At 74.3% G+C, this 20,530-nt stretch carries 21 protein-coding genes; 12 read left to right on the top strand and 9 right to left on the bottom strand.

Annotation, left to right across the window (positions count from 1 at the left end):
• Positions 1 to 375 precede the first annotated feature (375 nt).
• From RND61_RS31500 to RND61_RS31485, 4 genes are all read left to right on the top strand, one after another.
• Complete coding sequence (locus tag RND61_RS31500) at positions 376 to 1,260, top strand: fructosamine kinase family protein (protein ID WP_315881585.1); 885 nt, start codon at positions 376 to 378, stop codon at positions 1,258 to 1,260.
• Positions 1,261 to 1,437: 177 nt separating this feature from the next.
• Positions 1,438 to 2,175 (top strand): restriction endonuclease, encoded by a 738-nt coding sequence (locus RND61_RS31495; RefSeq protein ID WP_315881584.1) that lies wholly within the window; start codon positions 1,438 to 1,440, stop codon positions 2,173 to 2,175.
• A gap of 62 nt (positions 2,176 to 2,237) precedes the next feature.
• The gene (locus tag RND61_RS31490; protein WP_315881583.1) at positions 2,238 to 2,900 is read left to right on the top strand and encodes a ribonuclease H family protein; all 663 of its coding nucleotides are present in this window, start codon (positions 2,238 to 2,240) and stop codon (positions 2,898 to 2,900) included.
• A gap of 188 nt (positions 2,901 to 3,088) precedes the next feature.
• Complete coding sequence (locus tag RND61_RS31485; RefSeq protein ID WP_315881582.1) at positions 3,089 to 4,042, top strand: GNAT family N-acetyltransferase; 954 nt, start codon at positions 3,089 to 3,091, stop codon at positions 4,040 to 4,042.
• Positions 4,043 to 4,045: 3 nt separating this feature from the next.
• Here the strand turns inward: RND61_RS31485 and RND61_RS31480 are convergent, their stop codons facing one another.
• From RND61_RS31480 to RND61_RS31465, 4 genes are all read right to left on the bottom strand, one after another.
• Positions 4,046 to 5,137: a chitinase gene (locus tag RND61_RS31480; RefSeq protein WP_315881581.1), complete on the bottom strand. Its 1,092-nt coding sequence runs from the start codon at positions 5,135 to 5,137 to the stop codon at positions 4,046 to 4,048.
• 147 nt (positions 5,138 to 5,284) lie between these two features.
• Positions 5,285 to 5,689, bottom strand: a complete 405-nt coding sequence (locus RND61_RS31475) for a DUF5955 family protein (protein WP_315881580.1) — start codon at positions 5,687 to 5,689, stop codon at positions 5,285 to 5,287.
• A gap of 9 nt (positions 5,690 to 5,698) precedes the next feature.
• Entirely contained in the window at positions 5,699 to 7,999 is a 2,301-nt protein-coding gene (locus RND61_RS31470) for a hypothetical protein (RefSeq protein ID WP_315881579.1), read from the bottom strand.
• A 115-nt stretch (positions 8,000 to 8,114) separates the two neighbouring features.
• Positions 8,115 to 8,480, bottom strand: coding sequence for an MmcQ/YjbR family DNA-binding protein (locus RND61_RS31465; protein ID WP_315881578.1), 366 nt, complete (start codon positions 8,478 to 8,480; stop codon positions 8,115 to 8,117).
• 150 nt (positions 8,481 to 8,630) lie between these two features.
• On the opposite strand from RND61_RS31465, the gene RND61_RS31460 reads away from it, so the two are divergent.
• The gene (locus tag RND61_RS31460) at positions 8,631 to 9,275 is read left to right on the top strand and encodes a class I SAM-dependent methyltransferase (RefSeq protein ID WP_315881577.1); all 645 of its coding nucleotides are present in this window, start codon (positions 8,631 to 8,633) and stop codon (positions 9,273 to 9,275) included.
• Positions 9,276 to 9,347: 72 nt separating this feature from the next.
• Here RND61_RS31460 and RND61_RS31455 read toward each other — a convergent pair whose 3' ends face one another.
• Positions 9,348 to 10,793, bottom strand: a complete 1,446-nt coding sequence (locus RND61_RS31455; RefSeq protein WP_315881576.1) for a glyceraldehyde-3-phosphate dehydrogenase — start codon at positions 10,791 to 10,793, stop codon at positions 9,348 to 9,350.
• Positions 10,794 to 10,990: 197 nt separating this feature from the next.
• Between RND61_RS31455 and RND61_RS31450 the strand changes: the two genes are divergently transcribed.
• Together RND61_RS31450 and RND61_RS31445 are read left to right on the top strand one after the other, a co-directional pair.
• A complete protein-coding gene (locus tag RND61_RS31450) occupies positions 10,991 to 11,434 on the top strand; it encodes an RrF2 family transcriptional regulator (RefSeq protein ID WP_315881575.1) in 444 nt (147 codons plus the stop codon).
• Positions 11,435 to 11,525: 91 nt separating this feature from the next.
• Positions 11,526 to 12,722 (top strand): globin domain-containing protein, encoded by a 1,197-nt coding sequence (locus tag RND61_RS31445; protein WP_315881574.1) that lies wholly within the window; start codon positions 11,526 to 11,528, stop codon positions 12,720 to 12,722.
• A 78-nt stretch (positions 12,723 to 12,800) separates the two neighbouring features.
• On the opposite strand, the gene RND61_RS31440 is transcribed toward RND61_RS31445, so the two are convergent.
• Together RND61_RS31440 and RND61_RS31435 are read right to left on the bottom strand one after the other, a co-directional pair.
• The gene (locus RND61_RS31440; protein WP_315881573.1) at positions 12,801 to 14,045 is read right to left on the bottom strand and encodes a cation:proton antiporter; all 1,245 of its coding nucleotides are present in this window, start codon (positions 14,043 to 14,045) and stop codon (positions 12,801 to 12,803) included.
• 3 nt (positions 14,046 to 14,048) lie between these two features.
• Positions 14,049 to 14,519, bottom strand: coding sequence for a cation:proton antiporter regulatory subunit (locus tag RND61_RS31435; protein WP_315881572.1), 471 nt, complete (start codon positions 14,517 to 14,519; stop codon positions 14,049 to 14,051).
• Positions 14,520 to 14,812: 293 nt separating this feature from the next.
• On the opposite strand from RND61_RS31435, the gene tatA reads away from it, so the two are divergent.
• Entirely contained in the window at positions 14,813 to 15,013 is a 201-nt protein-coding gene (gene tatA / locus RND61_RS31430; RefSeq protein WP_315881571.1) for a Sec-independent protein translocase subunit TatA, read from the top strand.
• A 263-nt stretch (positions 15,014 to 15,276) separates the two neighbouring features.
• Here tatA and RND61_RS31425 read toward each other — a convergent pair whose 3' ends face one another.
• Positions 15,277 to 16,368, bottom strand: coding sequence for a glutamate--cysteine ligase 2 (locus RND61_RS31425; protein ID WP_315881570.1), 1,092 nt, complete (start codon positions 16,366 to 16,368; stop codon positions 15,277 to 15,279).
• Positions 16,369 to 16,382: 14 nt separating this feature from the next.
• Complete coding sequence (locus RND61_RS31420) at positions 16,383 to 16,910, bottom strand: DUF6328 family protein (RefSeq protein ID WP_391654556.1); 528 nt, start codon at positions 16,908 to 16,910, stop codon at positions 16,383 to 16,385.
• Positions 16,911 to 17,335: 425 nt separating this feature from the next.
• Between RND61_RS31420 and RND61_RS31415 the strand changes: the two genes are divergently transcribed.
• The 4 genes from RND61_RS31415 to RND61_RS31400 form a co-directional block, all read left to right on the top strand.
• Positions 17,336 to 17,752, top strand: a complete 417-nt coding sequence (locus RND61_RS31415) for a CBS domain-containing protein (protein ID WP_315881569.1) — start codon at positions 17,336 to 17,338, stop codon at positions 17,750 to 17,752.
• Positions 17,753 to 17,871: 119 nt separating this feature from the next.
• Positions 17,872 to 18,891: a DUF72 domain-containing protein gene (locus tag RND61_RS31410; protein ID WP_315881568.1), complete on the top strand. Its 1,020-nt coding sequence runs from the start codon at positions 17,872 to 17,874 to the stop codon at positions 18,889 to 18,891.
• The gene (locus RND61_RS31405; protein ID WP_315881567.1) at positions 18,876 to 19,019 is read left to right on the top strand and encodes a hypothetical protein; all 144 of its coding nucleotides are present in this window, start codon (positions 18,876 to 18,878) and stop codon (positions 19,017 to 19,019) included. Before RND61_RS31410 ends, RND61_RS31405 begins: the two co-directional genes overlap by 16 nt.
• A gap of 219 nt (positions 19,020 to 19,238) precedes the next feature.
• Positions 19,239 to 20,530: serine hydrolase domain-containing protein (locus RND61_RS31400; protein ID WP_315881566.1), on the top strand; the 1,292-nt coding region annotated here is incomplete at its 3' end.

Below are 20,530 nucleotides of genomic sequence, written 5' to 3'. Positions count from 1 at the left end.
ACCGTCCGGCAGCGGACCGGTCCGCTGCCGGACGGTGGTGTGCGGAGTCGCTGAGCAAGGGAGGTCACCCCATCCACCGCGTTCCTGTGATCCCGTCGTCGACCTTCACATAGAGTGCGATCAAGAGGATCCCCAAGTCGGGCCTCGCGAGCGGGCCCTGGAGGTCTTCGCCCGGTCCGCAGGCCCGAAGCCCCGAAGTCCCGAAGTCCTGGCCCAGCGCTCGAACGAACTCGTCCGGACGTCGACCGAACGGAGTCCACCGGCCGTGCCGGACACGACCCCGGTCCCCGTGAGGTCGTGACCCGCTACCAGCGGGTGGTGCCCGGCACGTCCGCGGACGACCGTGATGCGTGACCAGTGGAGAGGAGCACACCCGTGACGGACGCGTCGTCCTTCCTGCTCGGACGCCTGCACGCGGCCGGCCTGACCGACGTCGTCGCGGTCGAGCCGGCCACCGGGGGCCTCGCCGCGATCGCGGGACTCGCGCGCCGCGGTGACGGCACGTCGGTGTTCGTCAAGGCGTTCGGCGAGCCGCCGTCGGACGACGCCTTCGCCGCGGAGGCCGAAGGACTCACCGTGCTGCGCGAGGCGGGCGGCATCGCCACGCCGGAGGTCGTCCTCGCGGACCGCGACCTGCTCGTGCTGTCCGTGTTGCGGCCCCGGCCGGGCACCGGGGCCTTCTGGGAGCAGCTCGCGCATGCGCTCGCCCACCTGCACACCACCACGCGGCACCCCCGATTCGGGTGGCACCGGGACAACTGGCTGGGCCGTCGTCGTCAGGTCAACACCTGGAACGACGACGGGTTCGAGTTCTTCGCCCAGCACCGCCTGCTGCGCTGGCTCGGCGAGCCCCGCGTCCAGGAGGCGCTCGACGCCGCGGACCGGGCGGCGCTGGAGCGGCTGTGCGACCGGCTGCCCGAGCTGCTGCCGGACAGACCCGCGTGCCTGACGCACGGCGACCTGTGGGCGCTGAACGTCATGGCCACCCCCCACGGACGGCCCGCGCTGATCGACCCGGCCGTGTCGTACACGTGGGCCGAGGTGGACCTGGCCCACCTGTGGACGACGACGCCGCCGCCCGAGGCGCACGCCTTCTTCGAGCTGTACGCCGAACTGACCGGGCTCGACCGCGACTGGCGCGCACGCATGCCGATCCTCCAGTTGCGCCAGCACCTGGCCGTGATCGCCCAGTTCGACCCCGACTGGGGCGCCGCCGCGCTCGTGCGCGCCACGCTCGCCCCGTTCCGGCAGCGGCCCTGAGCGCGGTTCGCTTCCCCGCGCCGGTACGGCACGCCCCGTGCCGCGGCGCCGCGTCCAGCAGGTGCTCCGGGGCGGGACGGTGCGCCGGACCCGTACGCCGGGGGTGCCGGGGAGGTTTGGGGGCGGGGCGCGCGGCCAGGCGGGGTGGTGGGTGTCCGACGGCGGAGGGGGACGTGCGTGGCTGTGGCGGAGCGGGTGAGAGGGCGGGGCGGGCGCGCCGGGTGGCGGGACGTGGTGCTGGCCGTGGGGCTGGTCGGGGCCGTCGGGGGCGGACTGGCACTGCTGGCGCGGACGGCGTGGGGCACCTCGTCCGGGGCCTTCGGCCCGGTGGCGCTGGTCTGCGTCGTCGCCGCCCTCGCCGCGGTGGCGCGCCGGGGCGGCCGGGGCGCGCCCCGGGCGGCGCCCCCGGGCGACGGCGTGCCCGGAGCCGTACCACCGGCCGAGGCCGCGCCCGGGGCCGGTGACACCGGGTCCGGGGCCGGTGGCATCGTGCCCGTACTGGACGGGGACGCCGTCGACCACGAACAGGTGGACCCACAGGGCTTTGAACACACGGTCGCGGCGCTCTGCGTGCGCGACGGCTGCACCCGCACCGAGGTCTCGGGCGGCCCCGGCGACCTCGGTGCCGACGTGGTGGCGACCACCCCGGACGGGCGGCGGCTGGTCGTGCAGTGCAAGCAGTACGCCGCCGACCACCCCGTGGGCTCGCAGGACCTCCAGCGTTTCGGCGGCACGTGCTTCGCCGTCCACGAGGCGGAGGTCGCCGTCGTCGTGACGACCAGCGGCTTCACCGCGCCGGCCGCCGAGTACGCCGCCGCGCTCGGCATCGTCTGCGTGGACGGCGAGGCGCTCGCGGCCTGGACGGACGGCCGCACGCCCCCGCCCTGGGAACCCGCCCTGCCCCCCGGCCCCTGACCGGGGCGGGCGGCACCGGGCGGCGGCCGGGGCCGGGCGGCAGGCATGGCAGGATCGGAACAATGACGGAACGGATCATCGCCGCGTGTGACGGGGCGTGCAAGGGCAATCCCGGGCCGGCGGCCTGGGCGTGGGTCATCGCCGGTGCGGACGGGGAAGTGGCCTCCTGGGAGGCCGGCCCGCTGGGGCGGGCCACGAACAACGTCGCCGAGCTGACCGCGCTCCAGCGGCTGCTGGAGGCCACCGACCCGGCGACCCCGCTGGAGGTCCGCATGGACTCCCAGTACGCGATGAAGGCCGTCACGACCTGGCTGCCGGGCTGGCGCCGGAAGGGCTGGAAGACCGCGTCCGGCTCACCGGTGGCCAACCGGGACCTGGTCGTGGCCATCGACGGCCTGCTGGCCGGCCGGGACGTGCGGTTCGTCCACACGCCGGCCCACCGGGTCGACGGGGACCGCCTGAACGCCGCCGCCGACGCGGCCGCCGGCCAGGCGGCCGTCACCCAGCAGCCCGCGGGCTCGGCCGCCGGCTCGGTCCTGCCGCCCGCCGACACCCGCGAACGCCCGCCGGCGCCCCGCCGCCCGCGCGCCGCGACCGCCTCCCGGGGCGCCGTACGGGCGAAGTTCCCCGGCCGCTGCCGCTGCGGCAGCCCGTACGCGAAGGGCGAGACGATCGCCAGGAACGACACCGGGTGGGGACACCCGGCGTGCGCGACGGCGTCCTGAGACGGCCGGCCGCGCCCGACGGGCGAAGGCCCGCGCGAAGGCCGTGCGCAGCCGGGGCCGCCCCGGCGTCGTACGGTCTTCGCGTCGTACGGTCTTCGCGACGCACGGCCTCGTGTCGTACGGTCTCGCGCCGCACTGGGCCGGGAAATCGTTTGCGGGGCGCGGGCGGCAGGACCGAAAGTGACCTGATGCACTCCGAAGCCCCCTTCACCGTACGCCCGGCCACCACCGGTGACGCACCCCTGATATGCGCGCTGCTCAACGAGATCGACACCATCGAGACCGGCCGGCCCGACACCGAACTGCACGCCGTCGAGACCGACCTCGCCCACCCCGGGGTCGACCTGCGGGAGGACTCCTGGCTCGCCTTCCAGGGCGGCAGGCTCGTCGCGTACGCGCTGGTGTGGGACGACTCCGGTGCCGAGCGCGTCGACACCGACCACTACGTCCTGCCCGGCCACGAGGCCGCCGGCGAGCGGCTGTTCGAGCTGGTCGAGCGGCGGGCCGCCGAGCGGGCGCGGGCCAACGGCGCCTCCCGCGCCGTCCTCCACCTCCACCTCAACGCCCGGCCCACCACCGACCTCGATATGCTGGCGCGGCGCGGCTGGGGCCGCGTGCGGAAGTACCACGTGATGACGCGGCCCCTGACCGGCGCCGACCGGGCGATCCCCGAGCCGCCGGCCGGCCTGGTGCTGCGCGACTGCGCCGACGAGGCGGACCGGCGGCGCGCCCACGCCCTGGTCCAGGAGACGTTCAGCGAGCACTTCGACCACCAGCCGCGCACGTACGAGCAATGGCTCGACGACATCGGCGGCGGTCGCGTCGACTGGTCGCTCGTGTGGATCGCCTCGCTCGGCGCCGACGACGTGGCCGTGCTGTACTCGCGCAACGACCGGCAGAGCATGGCGTGGATCGGCAACATCGGCGTGCGCCGGGCGTACCGCGGCCGCGGCGTCGCCGGGCACCTGCTGCGGCACGCCTTCGGCACGTACGCCGCGCTCGGCCGCGACACGATCGGGCTCGGCGTCGACACGCTCAACGAGTCCGGCGCGCTGCGCCTCTACGAGGCGCACGGGATGCGCACCCACTTCGCCGTGGACACCTGGGAAGTGGTGCTTCCCGCGGTGCCCGCCGGCGTGTGAGGCTCAACGTCCCTGCAGCGCCCTGACGTTGTCGCCGAAGGTCCAGTTCCGCGAACCGTCCCAGTTGATCGACCACGTCATCAGGCCCTTGAGCCTGCCGCCGTACGCGTTCCACGCCTGGGCGACCGTGCCCGGCTGCATGTGGCCGCCGCCCGCGCCCGGCTGGGCGGGCAGGCCGGGGACCTGCTTGTCGTACGGGACCCGGACGGTGGTGCCCTGCACGACGAGGCCCCGGTCGAGGCAGTCGGTCTGCGCGGTGAAGCCCGCGACCGTGCCCGCCGCGTACGAGTCGCCGGAGCAGCCGTACATGCTGCCGTTGTAGTACTGCATGTTGAGCCACCACAGGCGGCCGTTGTCCGCGTACTTCTTCACGATCGGCAGGTAGGCGCCCCAGATGGAGCCGTAGACGACGCTGCCGCCGGTGACGTACGCGGTCTCCGGGGCCATGGTCAGGCCGAAGCCGGGCGGCATGCGCTCCAGGACGCCGTCGATGATGCGGATGAGGTTGGCCTGCGAGGCGGAGAGCCGGTTGATGTCGCCGCTGCCGATCAGGCCGGTCTCGATGTCGATGTCGATCCCGTCGAAGTTGTACGCCTTGAGGATCGGCACGATCGTCGCGACGAACCGGTCGGCGACGGCGGTCGAGTTGAGGTCGATGCCGGCGGTGGCGCCGCCGATCGACAGCAGCACGGTCAGACCGGCGGCCTTGGCCTCGCACATCTCGGCCGGCGTGGGCACCTTCACGGTGTTGTCCATGCCGTCCTCCCACAGGACGGTGCCGTCGGAGCGGATGACGGGGAAGGCGGCGTTGACGACGTTGTAGCCGTGCTGGCGGATGCGGGGGTCGGTGATCGGGGTCCAGCCGAAGGGCGGGTGGACGCCGTTCGCGGCGCCGTCCCAGTTCTCCCAGTAGCCCTGGAGGACCTTGCCCGCGGGTTTCGGCTTGAGGGAGCAGGTGGTGGCCGCCGCGGTGTCGCCGGCGGCGGGGGAGGGGCGGGCCGCGGCCGCCGGCACCGCCGCGCCGCCCAGTAACTGCACGAGGCCCGCGACCACGAGTCCCATGCCCAGAAGCCTTCTCCTTGCGCGACGTGCCATCTCCGCGTCTCCTCCCTCGGGGCCCTGCCGGGAACCTCAGAGTCTTCTGGTCCAGACCTTTCGTCAAGAGGTCTGGACCAGACGTGAGGGAGGGCGAAGGCGGGGACGAGGACCGCGGGTCCCGGCGGTGCTGCGGGGAGCGCCGGGTCAGAAGGACTGGACGAGACGGGACAGTTCCGCGACGGCCGCCGCCAGCGGTGCCGCCGGCTCCGCGAAGGCCGCCAGCCGGTCCAGGGCGCGCCGCACCACCCCCGGCTCGGGCGAGTCCTCCGCCAGTTCCTCCCGCAGCCGGCGCAGCTCCACCCGCGGCGCCTCCTGGTCGGGGAGCGCCGCCCGGTGCTCCTCCAGCAGGCGCTCGACGAGCAGGATCAGCTCGTCGACCCGGGCGAGCTGATCCGCACCGGGGGCCTGCACGGTGATCCGGCCGGCGACCGCCCGCGCGTTCGGGCCCACGGCCTGGTTGCCGACGCTGCTCTGCCCGCCGTACTGCTGCACGCCGAAGTTGAGCACGCGGGACGGCTCGTCGGGCGGTCGCTGGTTCTGCTGGGACACGTTCCCCTCCTATCGTTCGGCCGTGCCGCCGGGCGGCGGCGGGCCCCCGGCCCGGGCCGGGGCGGGCCCGGCGGTCGCCTGGGCGCCGGTGCCCACCGCCTGGTTCCCCACGACGCTCACCCCACCCGTCTGCAGCACCCCGTGGTTCAGGATCGTCTGGGTCTGGATGCGGAAGTCGGCCGTGTCCACGCCGTGTTCGTCCAGGAAGTCGCGGACGGCGGCCAGGGTGTGCCGGTCGAGGGCGTTCAGCACCCGCCGCGCGTCCACCAACTGGGAGTGGTGGAAGTACTCGGGCCCCTGGGCGTCCTCGCGGATGCTCAGCCGGGCGCCCCGGTCGAAGGCGGGATCCTCGCGGGCCGCCCGCAACTCGCTGCGCAGCCGGCGCGGCCTGCGGTACTCGGCGAGGAGGTCGGCCAGGCACGACCGGGGCGCGCCCCACAGGGCGCCGCCGGCGCGCCGCAGCGCCCCGGGCAGCAGGGAGCGGCGGCTCCTCGCGGCGAGGGCGGCCGGGGGCAGCAGGTCGACCGCGTGCATCCCGCGCCGCACCGGCCCCAGGACGAACCGCTCGCACCGCAGGTGCAGCGTCCTGCCCACCACGGCGACGTGCAGGAAATGGCTGGGTACCACTTCACCGCCCCACAGGGGAAGGTGGCTGACCAGGAAGTGCCGGGCGACCCCGTCCGGGTGCAGCGCGATCCGGCGCACGGCTTCCTCGGGCAGGCGCGTGGCGGGTGCGCGCAGCGGGTCGGGGAGGAACCGGCCGTCACCGGCCAGCTCCCTGCCGCTCACGAACACCCGGTCCTCCACGACGAGGCCCGCCCCGCCGCCGGGGCCGGCGGGCGCGGGGAGCCCGTCGGCCGTCTCCGCCAACCGGCGGCGCAGCCGGCCCACCACGTCCCAGGCGTCGAAGTCCGCGACCGCCGCCGGTGGCCGCCGCACGTCGCCGACGGACGGCTCGGCGGGCAGCAGCGGCAGCGACAGCGTCCACTCCGATTCCCGCCTGCCGTACCCGACGAACGGCGAGAAGCCGCTGTGGCAGGTGACGTTGCCCCGCTGGGCGTCGGCCAGCGCCGCGATCCTGGCGGCGACCCACGGCTCCACCGCGGCCGGCCGCGGCAGCCTGTCCGGGTCGAACACGCCGCGCCGCAGCGCACCGCGCATCCGCGCGTCGACGTCCCTCTCCTCGTCGAGGAGGGTACGCATCGCCAGGACGGTGCCCGCGACCACCGCGAGCAGCGGCGGCACGCCGTACCCGTAGCCGCCGGCCAGCCAGCGCAGGAAACCCGGCAGGGGCAGGGCCGACAGCCCGGCCCCCGCCAGGGCGCCCGCGACGAGCAGGGAGACGGCCGTGACGGCCAGCCGCCGCACGGACGGGTACGGCAGGTGCCGCCCCCGCACGGCCGGGTACTTGCTGCGGGGCGCGGACGCGGCGCCCAGGTACCGCAGCGCCAGCCGGGCGAACAACAGCCACAGCGGACCGAACAGCGCGATCAGGCCGAACGCCGCCGCCAGCTTCCGGTCCCGTTCGCGGCGCAGGCGGCGGGCCGTCAGGCTGTGCCGGGCCACGGGCACCAGGTCGACGCCCGGCGACACGGCGATCGCCCCGAGCCGGTCCCCGAGCACGCCCTCGACCACGTGGCGGGCGAACGCCGGATCGGTGTAGGCGGCGGCGCACAGGTAGCGGGTCGCGTCACCCGGCTCGGTGCCGGTCGCGACGGCCACCCGTAAGTCCCCCGTGCCGGTGGCGGCGTCGGCCATGGCGGTTCTCCCTTCGCGAGTACGGGACGGCCTTCGGCCCCCGGCGCCCGGCGCGGTGGCCGCCCCGGCGTACACGACGGCGACGACGAGGCCGAACAGGACGCCGAAGACCAGGCCATCCGCGAGGAACGTGACGAACACCGCCCCCGCGTCCCGGCCGAAGACGAGGACGGCGTGGGACCCGTGGGTGATGACGGCCGCCCACGACAGGACCGATCCGACGAGCGAGACGAGCACACCGGTCCCCAGGGCGGCCGCGAAGCGGACGCCCCGCCAGGGGGGCGCCCCTCCCACGAGCCGGGGCACCAGCAGGGCCGCTCCGGCCAACAGGCCGACGCAGGCGACGTTGCCCCGCAGGTCCACGACGCCCAGGTACGGGTCGGAGCGCGGCGACAGCTCCCAGCCGGGGGCCAGCAGCGCGCGGTTGAGCATCGAGAGGAGGGAGTCGTCCGTCCAGAGGCCGATCAGCAGCTCACGCGCCCAGGGGCTGCCGAGCGCCACCAGGAACACGCACAGCCCGATGACCCTGCCCCTGTCATCCGCCCGAACCATGGCACCCCCCGGTCCACGTCAGGATCCGTACTCTAGGAAGCCGGCGGCGGCGTGTCAGCCGTTTGGACGACACGGTCGGGACGGGTCGCCCGCCGCGGCCGTCCGTCGGCGCGGCTCATCCGCCCGTCATCGCGCCCGGCCGCAGGTCGGGGTGCTGATCGACCAGACGGTCCGGCGCGGCCTGCCGCCAGGAGTCGACGAGGATGTCGCGCAGTTCGTCCAGGTCCTCCAGCGCGGCGAGACGTACCCGGACCCATCCCGAACCCGCCTCGTGCGGCGGCACCCAGAACTTCTCCGGCTCGGCGGCGATCAGCTCGGCCCGCTCGTGCCGGGGGCAGCGCACGGCGAACGACGTCTGGTCGTCGGGGACCGTGACGTACATCTTCCCCGCGACGCGGAACGTGGGCATGCTCCAGGCTTCCTTCTCCACCGTCTCGGGGAAGGACAGCGCGATACGGCGGACGTCCTCGGCATCGATCATGCCGTCCACGGTAGCCAGCACCACTGACAGCGCCCGCCGCCCGGTGCCGGTCCCCCTGGCCGGGCGCCCTTCGCACGGGTACGGTCCGGACTGTCGGATCCGGGTCCGCCGCTCCCGCGCCGGGCCCGACCGCGACACGGAGGTGGTGCGGTGAGCCAGGAGCCACGGCCCGGCGGCAGGTCCGCCGCCGAGGTCTTCGACGAGGTGGGCGCGCGCTACGAGGAGGCCTTCGCCGAGGTGCCGGGCCAACTCGCCGCGCTGGACTGGCTCGTCGGCACCCTGCCGCCCGCGGCGCGCGTGCTCGACGTGGGCAGCGGCACCGGCCGCCCCACGGCCGAGAGGCTGGTGCGGGCCGGGTTCGCCGTCACCGGGATCGACGTGTCCGCCGAAATGGTGCGGATCGCACGGGAGCGGGTGCCCGGCGCCCGCTTCGAACAGGCCGACGTGCGCTCCTTCGAAGCGCCGGAGGGCGGGTACGACGCGGTGTGCGCCTTCTTCCCGCTGCTGGTCATGGACCAGCCCGAGGTGGCGGGGGCGCTGACCCGGATGGCCTCCTGGATCGCCCCCGGCGGGGCGTTCGCGATGGCCACCGTGCCCGGTGACATCAGGGGGCTGGACATCGTGTGGATGGGCCACGAGGTCACGGTCAGCAGCCTCTCCGTGGAGGACCACCTGGCCCTGCTGGAGGGGGCGGGGCTGGACGTCGTCCACCACCACACGGCGGTGTACCGCCCGCACGGGCCGGACACGGGGCCGGAGGAGCACCTCTACGTCCACGCGCGGCGCCCCGCCTGACGGACGCGCCGCCCCGCCGCCCGGGGGACCGGACGGCGGGGCGGGGTGCCCGCGGGGCCCGGAGCGCCGGAATCAGGCCGCCGGGGCCGGGTACGTCGGGTACTCCACCCCGGAGACGTGCTGCACGACGCGGATGACCTGGCAGGAGTAGCCGAACTCGTTGTCGTACCACAGGTAGAGGATGGCGTTGTCGCCGTCGACCTTGGTGGCGCCGGCGTCGACGATCGACGCGTGGCGCGAGCCGATGAAGTCGCTCGACACCGCGTCGGGGGCGGTGATGAAGTCGATCTGCCGCTTCAGCGGGGAGGTCAGCGACACGTTGCGGAGGTAGTCGAGGACCTCCTCGCGGGTGGTCTCACGACCCAGGCGCAGGGAGAGGATCGCGATCGAGACGTCCGGGACGGGGACGCGGATCGAGCTGCCGGTGATGGGCGCCTTGAGGTCCGGCAGCGCCTTCGCGACGGCGGAGGCGGCGCCGGTCTCGGTGATGACCATGTTGAGCGGCGCGGAGCGACCGCGGCGGTCGGCCTTGTGGTAGTTGTCCAGCAGGTTCTGGTCGTTGGTGAACGAGTGGACGGTCTCCACGTGGCCGCGCAGGACGCCGTACTCGTCCGCCATCGCCTTCAGCGGCGGGACGATCGCGTTGGTGGTGCACGACGCGCAGGACAGGATCTTCTCGTCCGGCTTGACCGTGTCGTGGTTGACGCCGTGGACGATGTTCGGGACGTCGCCCTTGCCGGGCGCGGTCAGGACGACCTTGGCGATGCCCGGGCGCAGGTGCCGCGACAGGCCCTCGCGGTCGCGCCACTTGCCCGTGTTGTCGATGAGGATGGCGTCCTTGATGCCGTACGCCGTGTAGTCGACCTCCGACGGGTCGCCGGCGTAGATCACCTTGATCTCGTTGCCGTTGGCGATGATCGTGCTGTTCGCCTCGTCGACGGTGATCGTGCCCTGGAACTGGCCGTGGATGGAGTCCCGGCGCAGCAGCGAGGCGCGCTTGACGATGTCCTGGTCGCCGCCCCGGCGGACGACGATGGCCCGCAGCCGCAGCCCGTTGCCGGAGCCGGTCTTCTCGATGAGCAGGCGGGCGACGAGACGGCCGATGCGGCCGAAGCCGTACAGGACGACGTCGCGGGGCTCGCGGCGCTCGGCCTTGTCCGCGCCGGTCGCGCCCGCGACGGCCTCGGCGGTGAACTCCTCCACCGACAGGCCGCGGGTGTCGGTCCTGTACGTCGCGGCGAGCATGCCGATGTCGATCTGCGAGGGGCCGAGGTCGAGCGTGGTGAGTGCCTGCAGGAACGGAAGGGTCTCGGTGACGGACAGCTCCTCACCGGCGATCTGCCGGGCGAACCGGTGGGTCTTGAGGATGCTGACCACCGACTTGTTCACCAAGGAGCGGCTGTGGAGCAGGACGGTGACGTCCCGCTCCCGGTGCAGCTTCCCGATCATCGGGATCATCGACTCCGCGATCTCCTCGCGGTTCTTCCAGTTAGTGAACGAGTCGTCTTTGACAGTCACAGGATTATCTTTCGAGCTAGGCGGTGCTCATATGTTAACCACACGCTAGTTTGATCTATCAATCGGCCGGTTGGGCGGGCGGGGGGCGGAACGGAGCGGCCCCGAAGACGCCACCGTCGCGCGGCCCGGCCCGCGGTGGGCGCCGAACCCTTCTCCAAATGCACATGCGTCATATGTGTTTGTTAGCGTCGCGCGGTGTGAGGCTGACCAAGTTCACCGACCTGGCGCTGCGCGCCGTCATGCGGCTCGCCGTCTTCGAGGGGGACGAGCAGCCGACCACCCGCGAGGTGGCCGAGGCCATGGGCGTGCCCGCCACCCACATGGCGAAGGCGGTCACCCGCCTCCAGCGCCTCGGCGTACTGGAGGCCCGCCGGGGGCGCGGCGGTGGTCTGGCGCTGACCGCGCTGGGGCGCGGGGCGTCGGTCGGCTGGCTGGTCAGGGAGTTGGAAGGGAGCGGCGAGGTGGCCGCCTGCGAAGGCGAGGCACCCTGTCCCCTCCGTGCCGCGTGCCGGCTGCGCTCCGCGCTGCGCGACGCGCAGGGGGCCTTCTACGCCGCGCTCGACCCGCTGACCGTGGCCGATCTGGTGTCCTCGCCCACCGGGCCGGTCCTCGTCGGCCTCGTCGGCCGCCGCCCGAGCTGACCCGCACCGCCGCCCCGTCGCGGGGTCGGTGCCGACGTCGTCAGCCGCCTCTCTTAATGCGAAGATCATTTACTTGTTTGAGGAGCCCGTCATGCTGTCCGAGCGGTCCGTCCCGGTGATCCGTGCCACCCTGCCCGCGGTCGGCGCCGCCATCGGGGAGATCACCGAGCTGTTCTACGCGAAGCTGTTCACCGAACGGCCCGAGTTGTTGCGGGACCTGTTCAACCGCGGCAACCAGGCCAACGGCGAGCAGCAGAGAGCGCTCGCCGGCTCCATCGCCGCCTTCGCCGGCCTGCTCCTCGAACACCCCGGCGCCCGCCCGGACGCGATGCTCGTCCGCATCGCCCACAAGCACGCCTCGCTCGGCGTCACCTCCGAGCAGTACGAGCTCGTCCACCGGCACCTGTTCGCCGCCATCGCGGAGGTCCTCGGCGACGCCGTCACCGAGGAGGTGGCCGCCGCCTGGGACGAGGTCTACTGGCTGATGGCCAACGCGCTCGTCGCCGTCGAGACCCGGCTCCACCAGGAGGCCGGTACCGCCCAGGGCCCGACGTGGCGGCGGATGGAGGTCGTCGAGCGGCGCGAGGAGACGGCCGACGCGGTCTCCCTCGTCCTGCGCCCCGCCGACGGCACGCCCGCCGGGGCGTTCCGCCCGGGCCAGTACGTCGGCGTCCGGGCCGAACTGCCCGACGGCGCCCGCCAGACACGTCAGTACAGCCTCTCCTCCGCCCCCGGTGCCGCGCAGTGGCGGATCACCGTCAAGCGCGTCCGGGGCGGCGCCGCCGGGCCGGAGGGGGAGGTGTCGGCGTGGCTGCACGAGCACGTCCGCGCCGGTGACGTCCTCGACGTCTCCGCGCCGTTCGGCGACCTCGTCCCGCCGGACGGCGACGGGCCGCTGCTGCTCGTGTCCGCCGGAATCGGCTGTACGCCGATGCTGTCCGTGCTCCACCACCTCGCCGCCGAGGGGGCCGGCCGCCCGGTGACCGTGGTGCACGCCGACCGCACCCCCGCCGACCACGCCCACCGGGACGAGCACCGCCGCCTCGTCCAGGCGCTCCCCGGCGCCCGCCTGCACCTGTGGTACGAGGAGCCGGGCGACGACGCGGAGGCGTCCCGCGGCCGGGCCGACGTGTCCGCGCTCGACCTGCCGGAGGGCCTCACGGCCTACCTGTGCGGCCCGCTGCCGTTCATGCGCGCGGTGCGCGGCGACCTCCTCCGCCGCGGCGTGCCCGCCGGGTCCGTCCACTACGAGGTGTTCGGCCCCGACCTGTGGTTCGGCCGCGACTGAACGACCCCGTCCCGTGAGGCCGCCCGGAGCGCCCGGCCCGGCGGCGCGCCCCGCGGCGCGCCGCCGCCGGGCGGGTGCTCAGGCGCGTCCCGCCGTGCCGTCCTCCACCGGGTCGAGCATCTCCTCGCGCGGCGGCGTGGCCACCACGTCCGGCGCCGCGCCGCGCCGGCGCGCACCCAGCCTGGTCGCGATCGGCTCGGTGTAGCGGGCCGTCAACGGGCCCAAGACGACGAGGATCAGCACGTAGGCGGTGGCCAGCGGCCCGAGGGACGGCTCGATCCCGGACGTGACGGCCAGCCCCGCGATGACGATGGAGAACTCCCCGCGCGCCACCAGCGTGCCCCCGGCCCGCCAGCGACCCTTGGCGGAGACGCCGGCGCGCCTCGCCGCCCAGTACCCGGTCGCGATCTTCGTGGCGGCCGTCACCACGGCCAGCGCGAGGGCCGGCAGGAGGACCGGCGGGATGCTCGCGGGGTCGGTGTGCAGGCCGAAGAAGACGAAGAACACGGCGGCGAACAGGTCCCGCAGCGGGCTCAGCAGGTTGTGCGCGCCCTCCGCGACCTCGCCGGACAGGGCGATGCCGACCAGGAACGCGCCGACCGCGGCGGACACCTGGAGCTGCTGGGCGATCCCCGCCACCAGCAGCGTCAGCCCCAACACCACCAGCAGCAGCTTCTCCGGGTCGTCGCTGGAGACGAAGCGGGAGATCAGCCGCCCGAAGCGCAGGGCGAGGAAGAGGACCAGGCCGGCGACTCCGAGCGCGATGGCGAGGGTGACGCTCCCCGCGGCCAGCCCGACGCCGGCCAGCAGGGCGGTGACGATCGGCAGGTACACGGCCATCGCCAGGTCCTCCAGGACCAGGATGCTCAGCACGACCGGGGTCTCCCGGTTGCCGAGCCGGCCCAGGTCGCCGAGGACCTTCGCGATGACGCCGGACGAGGAGATCCAGGTGACACCCGCCAGGACGACCGCCGCGACCGGGCCCCAGCCCAGCAGCAGGGCCATCGCGGCGCCCGGCAGCGCGTTCAGCGCGGCGTCCACCAAACCGGCCCGGTACTGGGTCTTGAGGTTGGTGACCAGGTCGGTGGCCGTGTACTCCAGGCCCAGCATGAGCAGCAGGAGGATGACGCCGATCTCGGCGCCGATCGCCACGAACTCCTCGCTCGCCCCCAGCGGCAGCAGCCCGCCCGTACCGAACGCCAGCCCCGCCAGCAGGTAGAGCGGGATGGGGGAGAACTTCAGCCGTCCGGCGAGGCGCCCCAGCAGGCCGAGGCCCAGGATGATCGCGCCGAACTCGATCAGGAAGACAGCGGACGAGTGCACGTATCACTCCCTTCCGAGCAGCGCGGCGGCGGCGTCGACGCCCTCGCGGGTGCCGATGACGATGAGCGTGTCCCCGCCGGCGAGGCGGAAGTCCGGCCCCGGCGACGGGATGGCGTCGGCCCTGCGCAGGACGGCGACGATGGACACGCCCGTCTCGGTCCGCATCCGGGTGTCCCCGAGGTGCCGCCCGCACCAGTGCGACGTCGAGGACAGCTCGATGCGCTCGGCCACCAGCCCGAGGTCCGTCGTCGACAGGAGGCTGGGGCTGTGGTGCGAGGGCATCAGGGCGTCGATCAGCGCCTCCGCCTCACGGGTCGTCAGCTTCACGGACAGGGCGCATTCGTCGGGGTCGTCCCGCCGGTACGCGTTCAGCACGCGCGTCCCGTCGCGCTGGGCGACGACCGACAGGCGGCGCTCCTCGCGGGTCGTGAGGTCGTAGCGGACCCCGATGCCGGGCAGCGGCGTACTGCTCATCCGTGGAGCGTGCACGGTGGATCTCTCCTTGGTGGGGCGGGTGCGGGTGCGGGGCACGTGCGGGCTTCTTGACGATTACTTTACCTGGGCAACTAACAGGGTGATTTTCGGGTGAACGGTGGATTCCACCGCATGTCGGTCGGGTTTCCCGGCCCGTCGGGGCGTGCGGTCGCGTGTGTTCCTGTGCGATTCCGTGACGGCCCTCTTGTCCGCCGTACACCTGCGGCGGTTACGATCCGAAGGGTTACGGCCACAGGCGCTCCGGCGCGCGGCCCGATCGGAAGGTAGGGAACATGGGAACGTTCAGCGCTTGGCACCTCGCCATCGTGATCGGAGTCGTCGTCCTCCTCTTCGGGAGCAAGAAGCTGCCCGAGATGGCGCGCTCCCTCGGCAAGTCCGCCCGGATCCTCAAGAGCGAGGCCGCCGCGATGAAGGCCGAGAACAACAAGCCGGAGGAGACGACGACGCTGCCCCCGTCCCGCCCGGCCTCCTGACCCCCGCACCCCGGCCGGCGCCGGTGTGCCGAGCGCCGGCACCGGAACAGCCACGCGTGAGGTTCCGGGCCGCGCGGTGCGCCGCGCCGGGCGGCGGCCCGTACGAACGCCGCCCGGTGGCCCGGGGCACGCCTGAGCGCCGGCACCGGCGGAGGAACCGCCGGGCCGGCGCTCAGGGGTGCCGCGCACCCGGTGCGCGGAAGGGGCGGCAGGGCTTTCCGCGGCGAACCCGGGGGGCGCGCCCCGGGCCGTCCCGCCGGGACTCAGGCCAGGGTGCGGCGGACGCACTCGGCCACCACGGAGCGCAGGCTGCCCGTGCGGTGGAGGAGCTGCCGCTGGACGCGGGCGCCGTTTCCGGTCTCCAGGAGACCGGCGAGGGCCGTCTGGGCGGGCATCGTGTCGCCGTTCTCGTCCAGGGCGTCCCGTACGTGGTCGAACAGGGCCCGCACCACCGCCTCCGCCGGGGCCGGGCGCATCGTCACCGGGTGGATCAGCTCGCCCTCCAGGCCCGACCGGGCCGCCCGCCAGCTCGCCAGCCGCAGCAGCGCCACACCGTGCCGCGTCGGCGGCACCCCGTCGCGCCACTCCCGCGCGGCCGTGTCCACCAGGCCCCGGATCAGCGTGGCCAGCAGGACCGTCGTCGACGGGTCCAGGCACACGTCCGCGACGCGGATCTCGACGGTCGGGTACGCCTTCGACAGGCGGGCGTCGAAGTACACCATCCCCTCGTCCAGCAGCGCCCCGCTGGCGATCATGTCGGCGACCTGCTCGTGGTACCGGTCCGCCGACCCGAACACCTCGACGGGCCCGGCCGACGGCCAGCGTCCCCAGACCCGGTTGCGGTAGCTGCTGTAGCCGCTGTCCTCGCCCTGCCAGAACGGCGAGTTCGCGCTGAGCGCCAGCAGGACCGGCAGCCACGGGCGGATCCGGTCCAGCACCCCCACGCCCTCCTCGTCGGACTCCACCGACACGTGGACGTGGCAGCCGCACGTCAACTGCTCCTGCGCGGTGAGGCCGAAGTGCTCCTTCAGCCACTGGTGGCGCTTGTCGGTGCCGAGGGCGGGGTCCACCTCCAGCGGTGACGTGGCCAGGGCCGCGACGGACGCGTCGACGCCCTCGGCGTGCCGCGCCGCCTCCGCCCGCCAGCGGCGGATCTCCTCCTCCAGGTCCCGCATGTCCGTCCGGGGGCTGGTCGCGAACTCCAACTGCTGGCGCTGGAGCTCGCTCTCGAACACCTCCCCGTTGCCCAGCGGGTCGCGCGAGGCCGCCGCCAGGACCGCCGCCGACAGGGCGCGCGGCTCCCCGCTCTGACGGTCCACCAGGAGCAGCTCCTCCTCGACACCCACACTCCGCACACGAATCACCTTTCTCAGTTCCGGGTCGAACGCCGCGCGAGCCGCCGGGCGGACCGGCGGCGCAGCCACAGGGGAAGTACGTACCAGCACAGCGCGAACCACAACATCACCGCGCCCACCAGCAGGTCGGCGAGCAGCCCGGGCACCACGACGTGGAGGATGAGCAGCAGGGTGCAGCCGATCGTCAGGGCGAGCAGCACCATGCCGCACATCATCAGCCGGTGCGCGGTGTCGACCATCTCGTCCTTCATCTGCTGCCCGGACAGGAACCGGTGCAGGGACACCGGCGCTATGAGGGAAGCGGTGGCGGACGCGCCCAACACCACGGTGATCACGTAGATCACCCGGTCCGTCGTGGCCAGCTCCCGGAACAGCGGCGTGAACGCGACGCTCAGCAGGAAGCCGAAGAGGATCTGCACGCCCGTCTGCGCCACCCGGGTCTCCTGCAGGATCTCGTTCCACCTGCGGTTGACCCGTTCCCGCGCCGTCTCCGGCGGTTCGGACTCCGCCTCGCGCTCCGCGGCCTCCACGGCCTTCGCGATCTCCACGGCCGGGGCCGACGCGGCGGCCGGGACGATCAGGGTGGCCGGCGCGCCGTCCCCGCCCCGGGCGGACGCGCCCGCCGCGTCCAGGTCGACGGCTCCCGCGGCCCCCGCGACCGGGCGGGCGCCGTCGGGTTCGGCGCTCTGCGCGCAGGAGGGGCAGGTCCCTCTCCGGGGGCGCCCCGCGGGCCCCCCGACCGGCTGCTCCGTCATGGTCATGCGTCGTCCTCCGTACTCGGGGACGTCCTTGTGCCCGCTCCCCACCGAACCATTCCGACCGGCCGAACGGGTTGCGAATGCCCCCGAACGGGGTTAGCCGGACCGGATCCCGGGGGACCCGTGTTGCGTCAGGGCCCCGCCCACCGGCCACGACGCCGGCGGGCCCGGGGCGCAAGGGCAGAACGCGGAGGAGGGATCGTCGCACCATGACGACGGCACGAGAGATCATGACCGAGGGCGCCGAGTGCATCGGCGAGAACGAGACCGTGCTCGACGCGGCGAAGAAGATGACCGACCTCGGTGTGGGCGCCCTGCCCATCTGCGGGACCGACAACAAGCTCAAGGGCATGCTCACGGACCGTGACATCGTCGTGAAGGTCCTCGGCGCGGGCAAGGACCCGGCCGCGTGCAAGGCCGGCGACCTGGCCCAGGGCGAGGCGGTGACCATCGGGGCGGACGACGACGCGGAGGAGATCCTGCGCACGATGACGCAGCACAAGGTGCGCCGGCTCCCCGTCATCGACGGACACGACCTCGTCGGCATCGTCGCCCAGGCCGACGTCGCCCGGGCGCTTCCCGAACCGAAGGTGGGCGACCTCGTGGAGGCCCTGTCCACCGACTGACGTCCCGTCGGCACCCTGCCGGCCACGGGCCCCGGCCGCCCCGCTCACGCGGCCGGGGCCCGTCCTCGCCCGGGCGTGGGCGAGGACGACGACGCCCCGGGGAGGGGAGGCACAGGCCCATGGGCGACATCATGATCGGAACGTGCTCGTGGACGGACCCGGCCCTGGTCTCCAGCGGCTGGTACCCGCGCGGGAAGCGGGACGCGGAGGGACGGCTGCGGCACTACGCGGACCGGTTCCCCGTGGTGGAGGTGGACTCCTCGTACTACGGCCTGCCCAGCGCCCGCAACAGCCGGCTCTGGGCCGAGCGCACCCCTGACGGGTTCCGCTTCGACGTGAAGGCGTTCTCACTGCTCACCGGCCACCCCACCCGCCCCGCCGCCGTCCCCGCCGACCTGCGGCCCGCGCTCGCGCGCAACGCCGGGGCGCGCGGCGCGCCCGCCGACCCCGGCCTCCTCGACGAGGTCTGGAACCGCTTCGGCGCGGCCCTCGAACCGCTGCGCGAGGCGGGCCGCATGGGCGCGGTGCTGTTCCAGCTCCCGCCGTGGGCGGCCCCCGGCGCGCGCGCCCGCGCGTTCCTGGAGGAGTGCCGGGAACGGACGGCGGGATGGCGGGTGGCGGTCGAGTTCCGCCACCCCGGCTGGTGGGCGGAGGGCGAGCGGACGCGCACGGCGGCGCTCCTCGGCGACCTGGACCTGGCCTCCGTCGCCGTCGACACGGCCCCCGGCCTGGCGGGCTCGCTGACGCCCGACGTCCCCGTCACCGCCCCCGCCCTCTCCGTCGTACGGTTCCACGGCCGCAGTCCGGCCTGGGGGACCGGTACGAAGGAGGACCGCTTCCGCCACACCTACACGACGGACGAACTGCGCGAGTGGGCGCCCCGCGTCCGCGCGTTCGCCGACCGCGCCGCCGAGGTCCACGTCCTGTTCAACAACTGCTGCGGGGACGCCGCCGTACGCGCCGCCGAGGCCATGCGCGGCGTCCTCGACGACGGGGCCGCGGAGGAACCGCCCCGAACCGGCACACATGGCGACGGCCCGGCGGGGCAGACGCGTTCCCATACGAACGGCCCGGACCGGCGCGACGCGCCGTCCGCGACCGGAACCGGCACACAGGAGGTGTCATGTCGCAACTGCTGAGGCGCATCAAGAGGTTCAGCCGCAGTCCGCAGGGCCGCCGTCTCGTCCGGACGGCCCGGCGCGCCGCCATGGACCCCCGTCGGCGCACGCGCGGCCGCGGGCTCCTCGGCCGGGTGCGCCGCCACTGACGGCGCGCCCGCCCGGCACCACGCCGCGGCCCCCGGACGGTCGACCACCGCCGGGGGCCGCGGCGCGTCCGCGCCCGGACGCGGTCCCCCGTCTGACAAATGTCACGGCTTCCCGTGCGCGACCTCCTCCTCCGGGAGGAGACGAGGGCCGGCGCGACACCGTGAGGATGGGTGCGGGGCGCGGACCGGCGCCCCGCACCGACCCTCGCAGGAGTGCCCATGGACCCCTCGCCGCGCCGCGCCCGCCGCCGGCCGCGCCTCGCCGCCGTCACGTCGAGCGCCGCCCTGCTGTTACTCGCCGCCGGCACGCTGCCCGCGCAGGCGGCCCCCGCGGCGCCCCCGGCGGCCGTCGCCGAGCGCCACGGCCGCGGTCTCGACCGGGAGGCGCTGCGCGCCTCGCTCGACGCCCTCCACCAGGCCGGCATGTACGGCGCGTACTCCGCCGTCCGTGACGGCGCGTCACACTGGCGCGGTGCCGCCGGACACGCCGACATCGACACGAAGCGCCCGGTGCGGCCCGGCTTCCAGCACCGCGTCGGCAGCATCACCAAGACCTTCACCGCCGTCGCCGTCCTCCAACAGGTCCACGAGGGCCGCGTCGACCTCGACGCGCCCATCGGCCGCTACCTGCCCGACCTCGTTCCCGGCGAGCGGGGCCGCCTCATCACGGTCCGGATGCTGCTCAACCACACGAGCGGCCTCGGCGACCACGTGGCCGCCGCGTTCCCCGGCCTCCAGACGGACCCCGGCAAGGCCCTCGACGACGGCCGCTTCCGCCACTTCGCGCCCGAGGAGCTCGTCCGCCTCGGGCTCGCCGCGCCCTCGCCCGTACCACGGGGCACGTACGGCTACTCCAACACCAACTACGTCATAGCCGGGCTGCTGCTCCGCGAGGTCACCGGCCAGGAGCCGGAGGAGTACATCACCCGCCACGTCATCCGCGAGGCCGGGCTGCGCCACACGTACTTCCCCCGCACGCCCCGCCTGACCGGGCCGCACTCCAGGATGTACGAGTCGATGTACGGCACCATCGACCCCGCCCGCGACTACAGCGTCTACGACATGTCCTGGGCCGGTCCGGCCGGCTCCCTCGTCTCCACCATGGACGACCTCAACTCCTTCTACCGGCAGCTCCTGACCGGCCGGATCCTCGGCCCCGCCGAGCTGCGCGAGATGAAGACCACCGTCCCCGCGTACGAGGCGCCGCCCGGCCAGGAGGTCGGCATGCACTACGGCCTCGGCCTGTACACGATGAAGCTGTCCGACGGCCGCTGGTACTGGGGCCACGACGGCGCGGTCTTCGGTGCCGGCACGGTGGCGCTGTCCACGGAGGACGGCCGCCGGCAGGTCGCGATCGGCATCAACCTGATGAAGTACCAGCGCGTCGGCGACGACGGCCTCCCGCAGCCCCACCCGATCGACGAGGCGATGCTCCGCCACGTCGAGGGCGCCCTCGCGGGCACCCCGCGCGCGGCCTCCGCCCGCACGGCGGCGCCGGTGCTCGACGCGCT

Source organism: Streptomyces tamarix (assembly GCF_032423885.1).
Lineage (GTDB): Bacteria > Actinomycetota > Actinomycetes > Streptomycetales > Streptomycetaceae > Streptomyces > Streptomyces tamarix.
The sequence above is the reverse complement of the archived record's forward strand: the minus strand, read 5'-3'. Positions and strand labels throughout refer to the sequence as shown.

What these genes read in the sequence shown, in the direction of transcription:
- tatA (WP_315881571.1), top strand. Translation starts at nt 14,813, where the DNA reads ATGGGAACGTTCAGCGCTTGGCACCTCGCCATCGTGATCGGAGTCGTC.
- RND61_RS31410 (WP_315881568.1), top strand. Translation starts at nt 17,872, where the DNA reads ATGGGCGACATCATGATCGGAACGTGCTCGTGGACGGACCCGGCCCTG.
- RND61_RS31445 (WP_315881574.1), top strand. Translation starts at nt 11,526, where the DNA reads ATGCTGTCCGAGCGGTCCGTCCCGGTGATCCGTGCCACCCTGCCCGCG.
- RND61_RS31465 (WP_315881578.1), bottom strand. Translation starts at nt 8,480, where the DNA reads ATGATCGATGCCGAGGACGTCCGCCGTATCGCGCTGTCCTTCCCCGAG.
- RND61_RS31435 (WP_315881572.1), bottom strand. Translation starts at nt 14,519, where the DNA reads ATGAGCAGTACGCCGCTGCCCGGCATCGGGGTCCGCTACGACCTCACG.
- RND61_RS31405 (WP_315881567.1), top strand. Translation starts at nt 18,876, where the DNA reads ATGTCGCAACTGCTGAGGCGCATCAAGAGGTTCAGCCGCAGTCCGCAG.
- RND61_RS31485 (WP_315881582.1), top strand. Translation starts at nt 3,089, where the DNA reads ATGCACTCCGAAGCCCCCTTCACCGTACGCCCGGCCACCACCGGTGAC.
- RND61_RS31470 (WP_315881579.1), bottom strand. Translation starts at nt 7,999, where the DNA reads ATGGTTCGGGCGGATGACAGGGGCAGGGTCATCGGGCTGTGCGTGTTC.
- RND61_RS31415 (WP_315881569.1), top strand. Translation starts at nt 17,336, where the DNA reads ATGACGACGGCACGAGAGATCATGACCGAGGGCGCCGAGTGCATCGGC.
- RND61_RS31490 (WP_315881583.1), top strand. Translation starts at nt 2,238, where the DNA reads ATGACGGAACGGATCATCGCCGCGTGTGACGGGGCGTGCAAGGGCAAT.
- RND61_RS31480 (WP_315881581.1), bottom strand. Translation starts at nt 5,137, where the DNA reads ATGGCACGTCGCGCAAGGAGAAGGCTTCTGGGCATGGGACTCGTGGTC.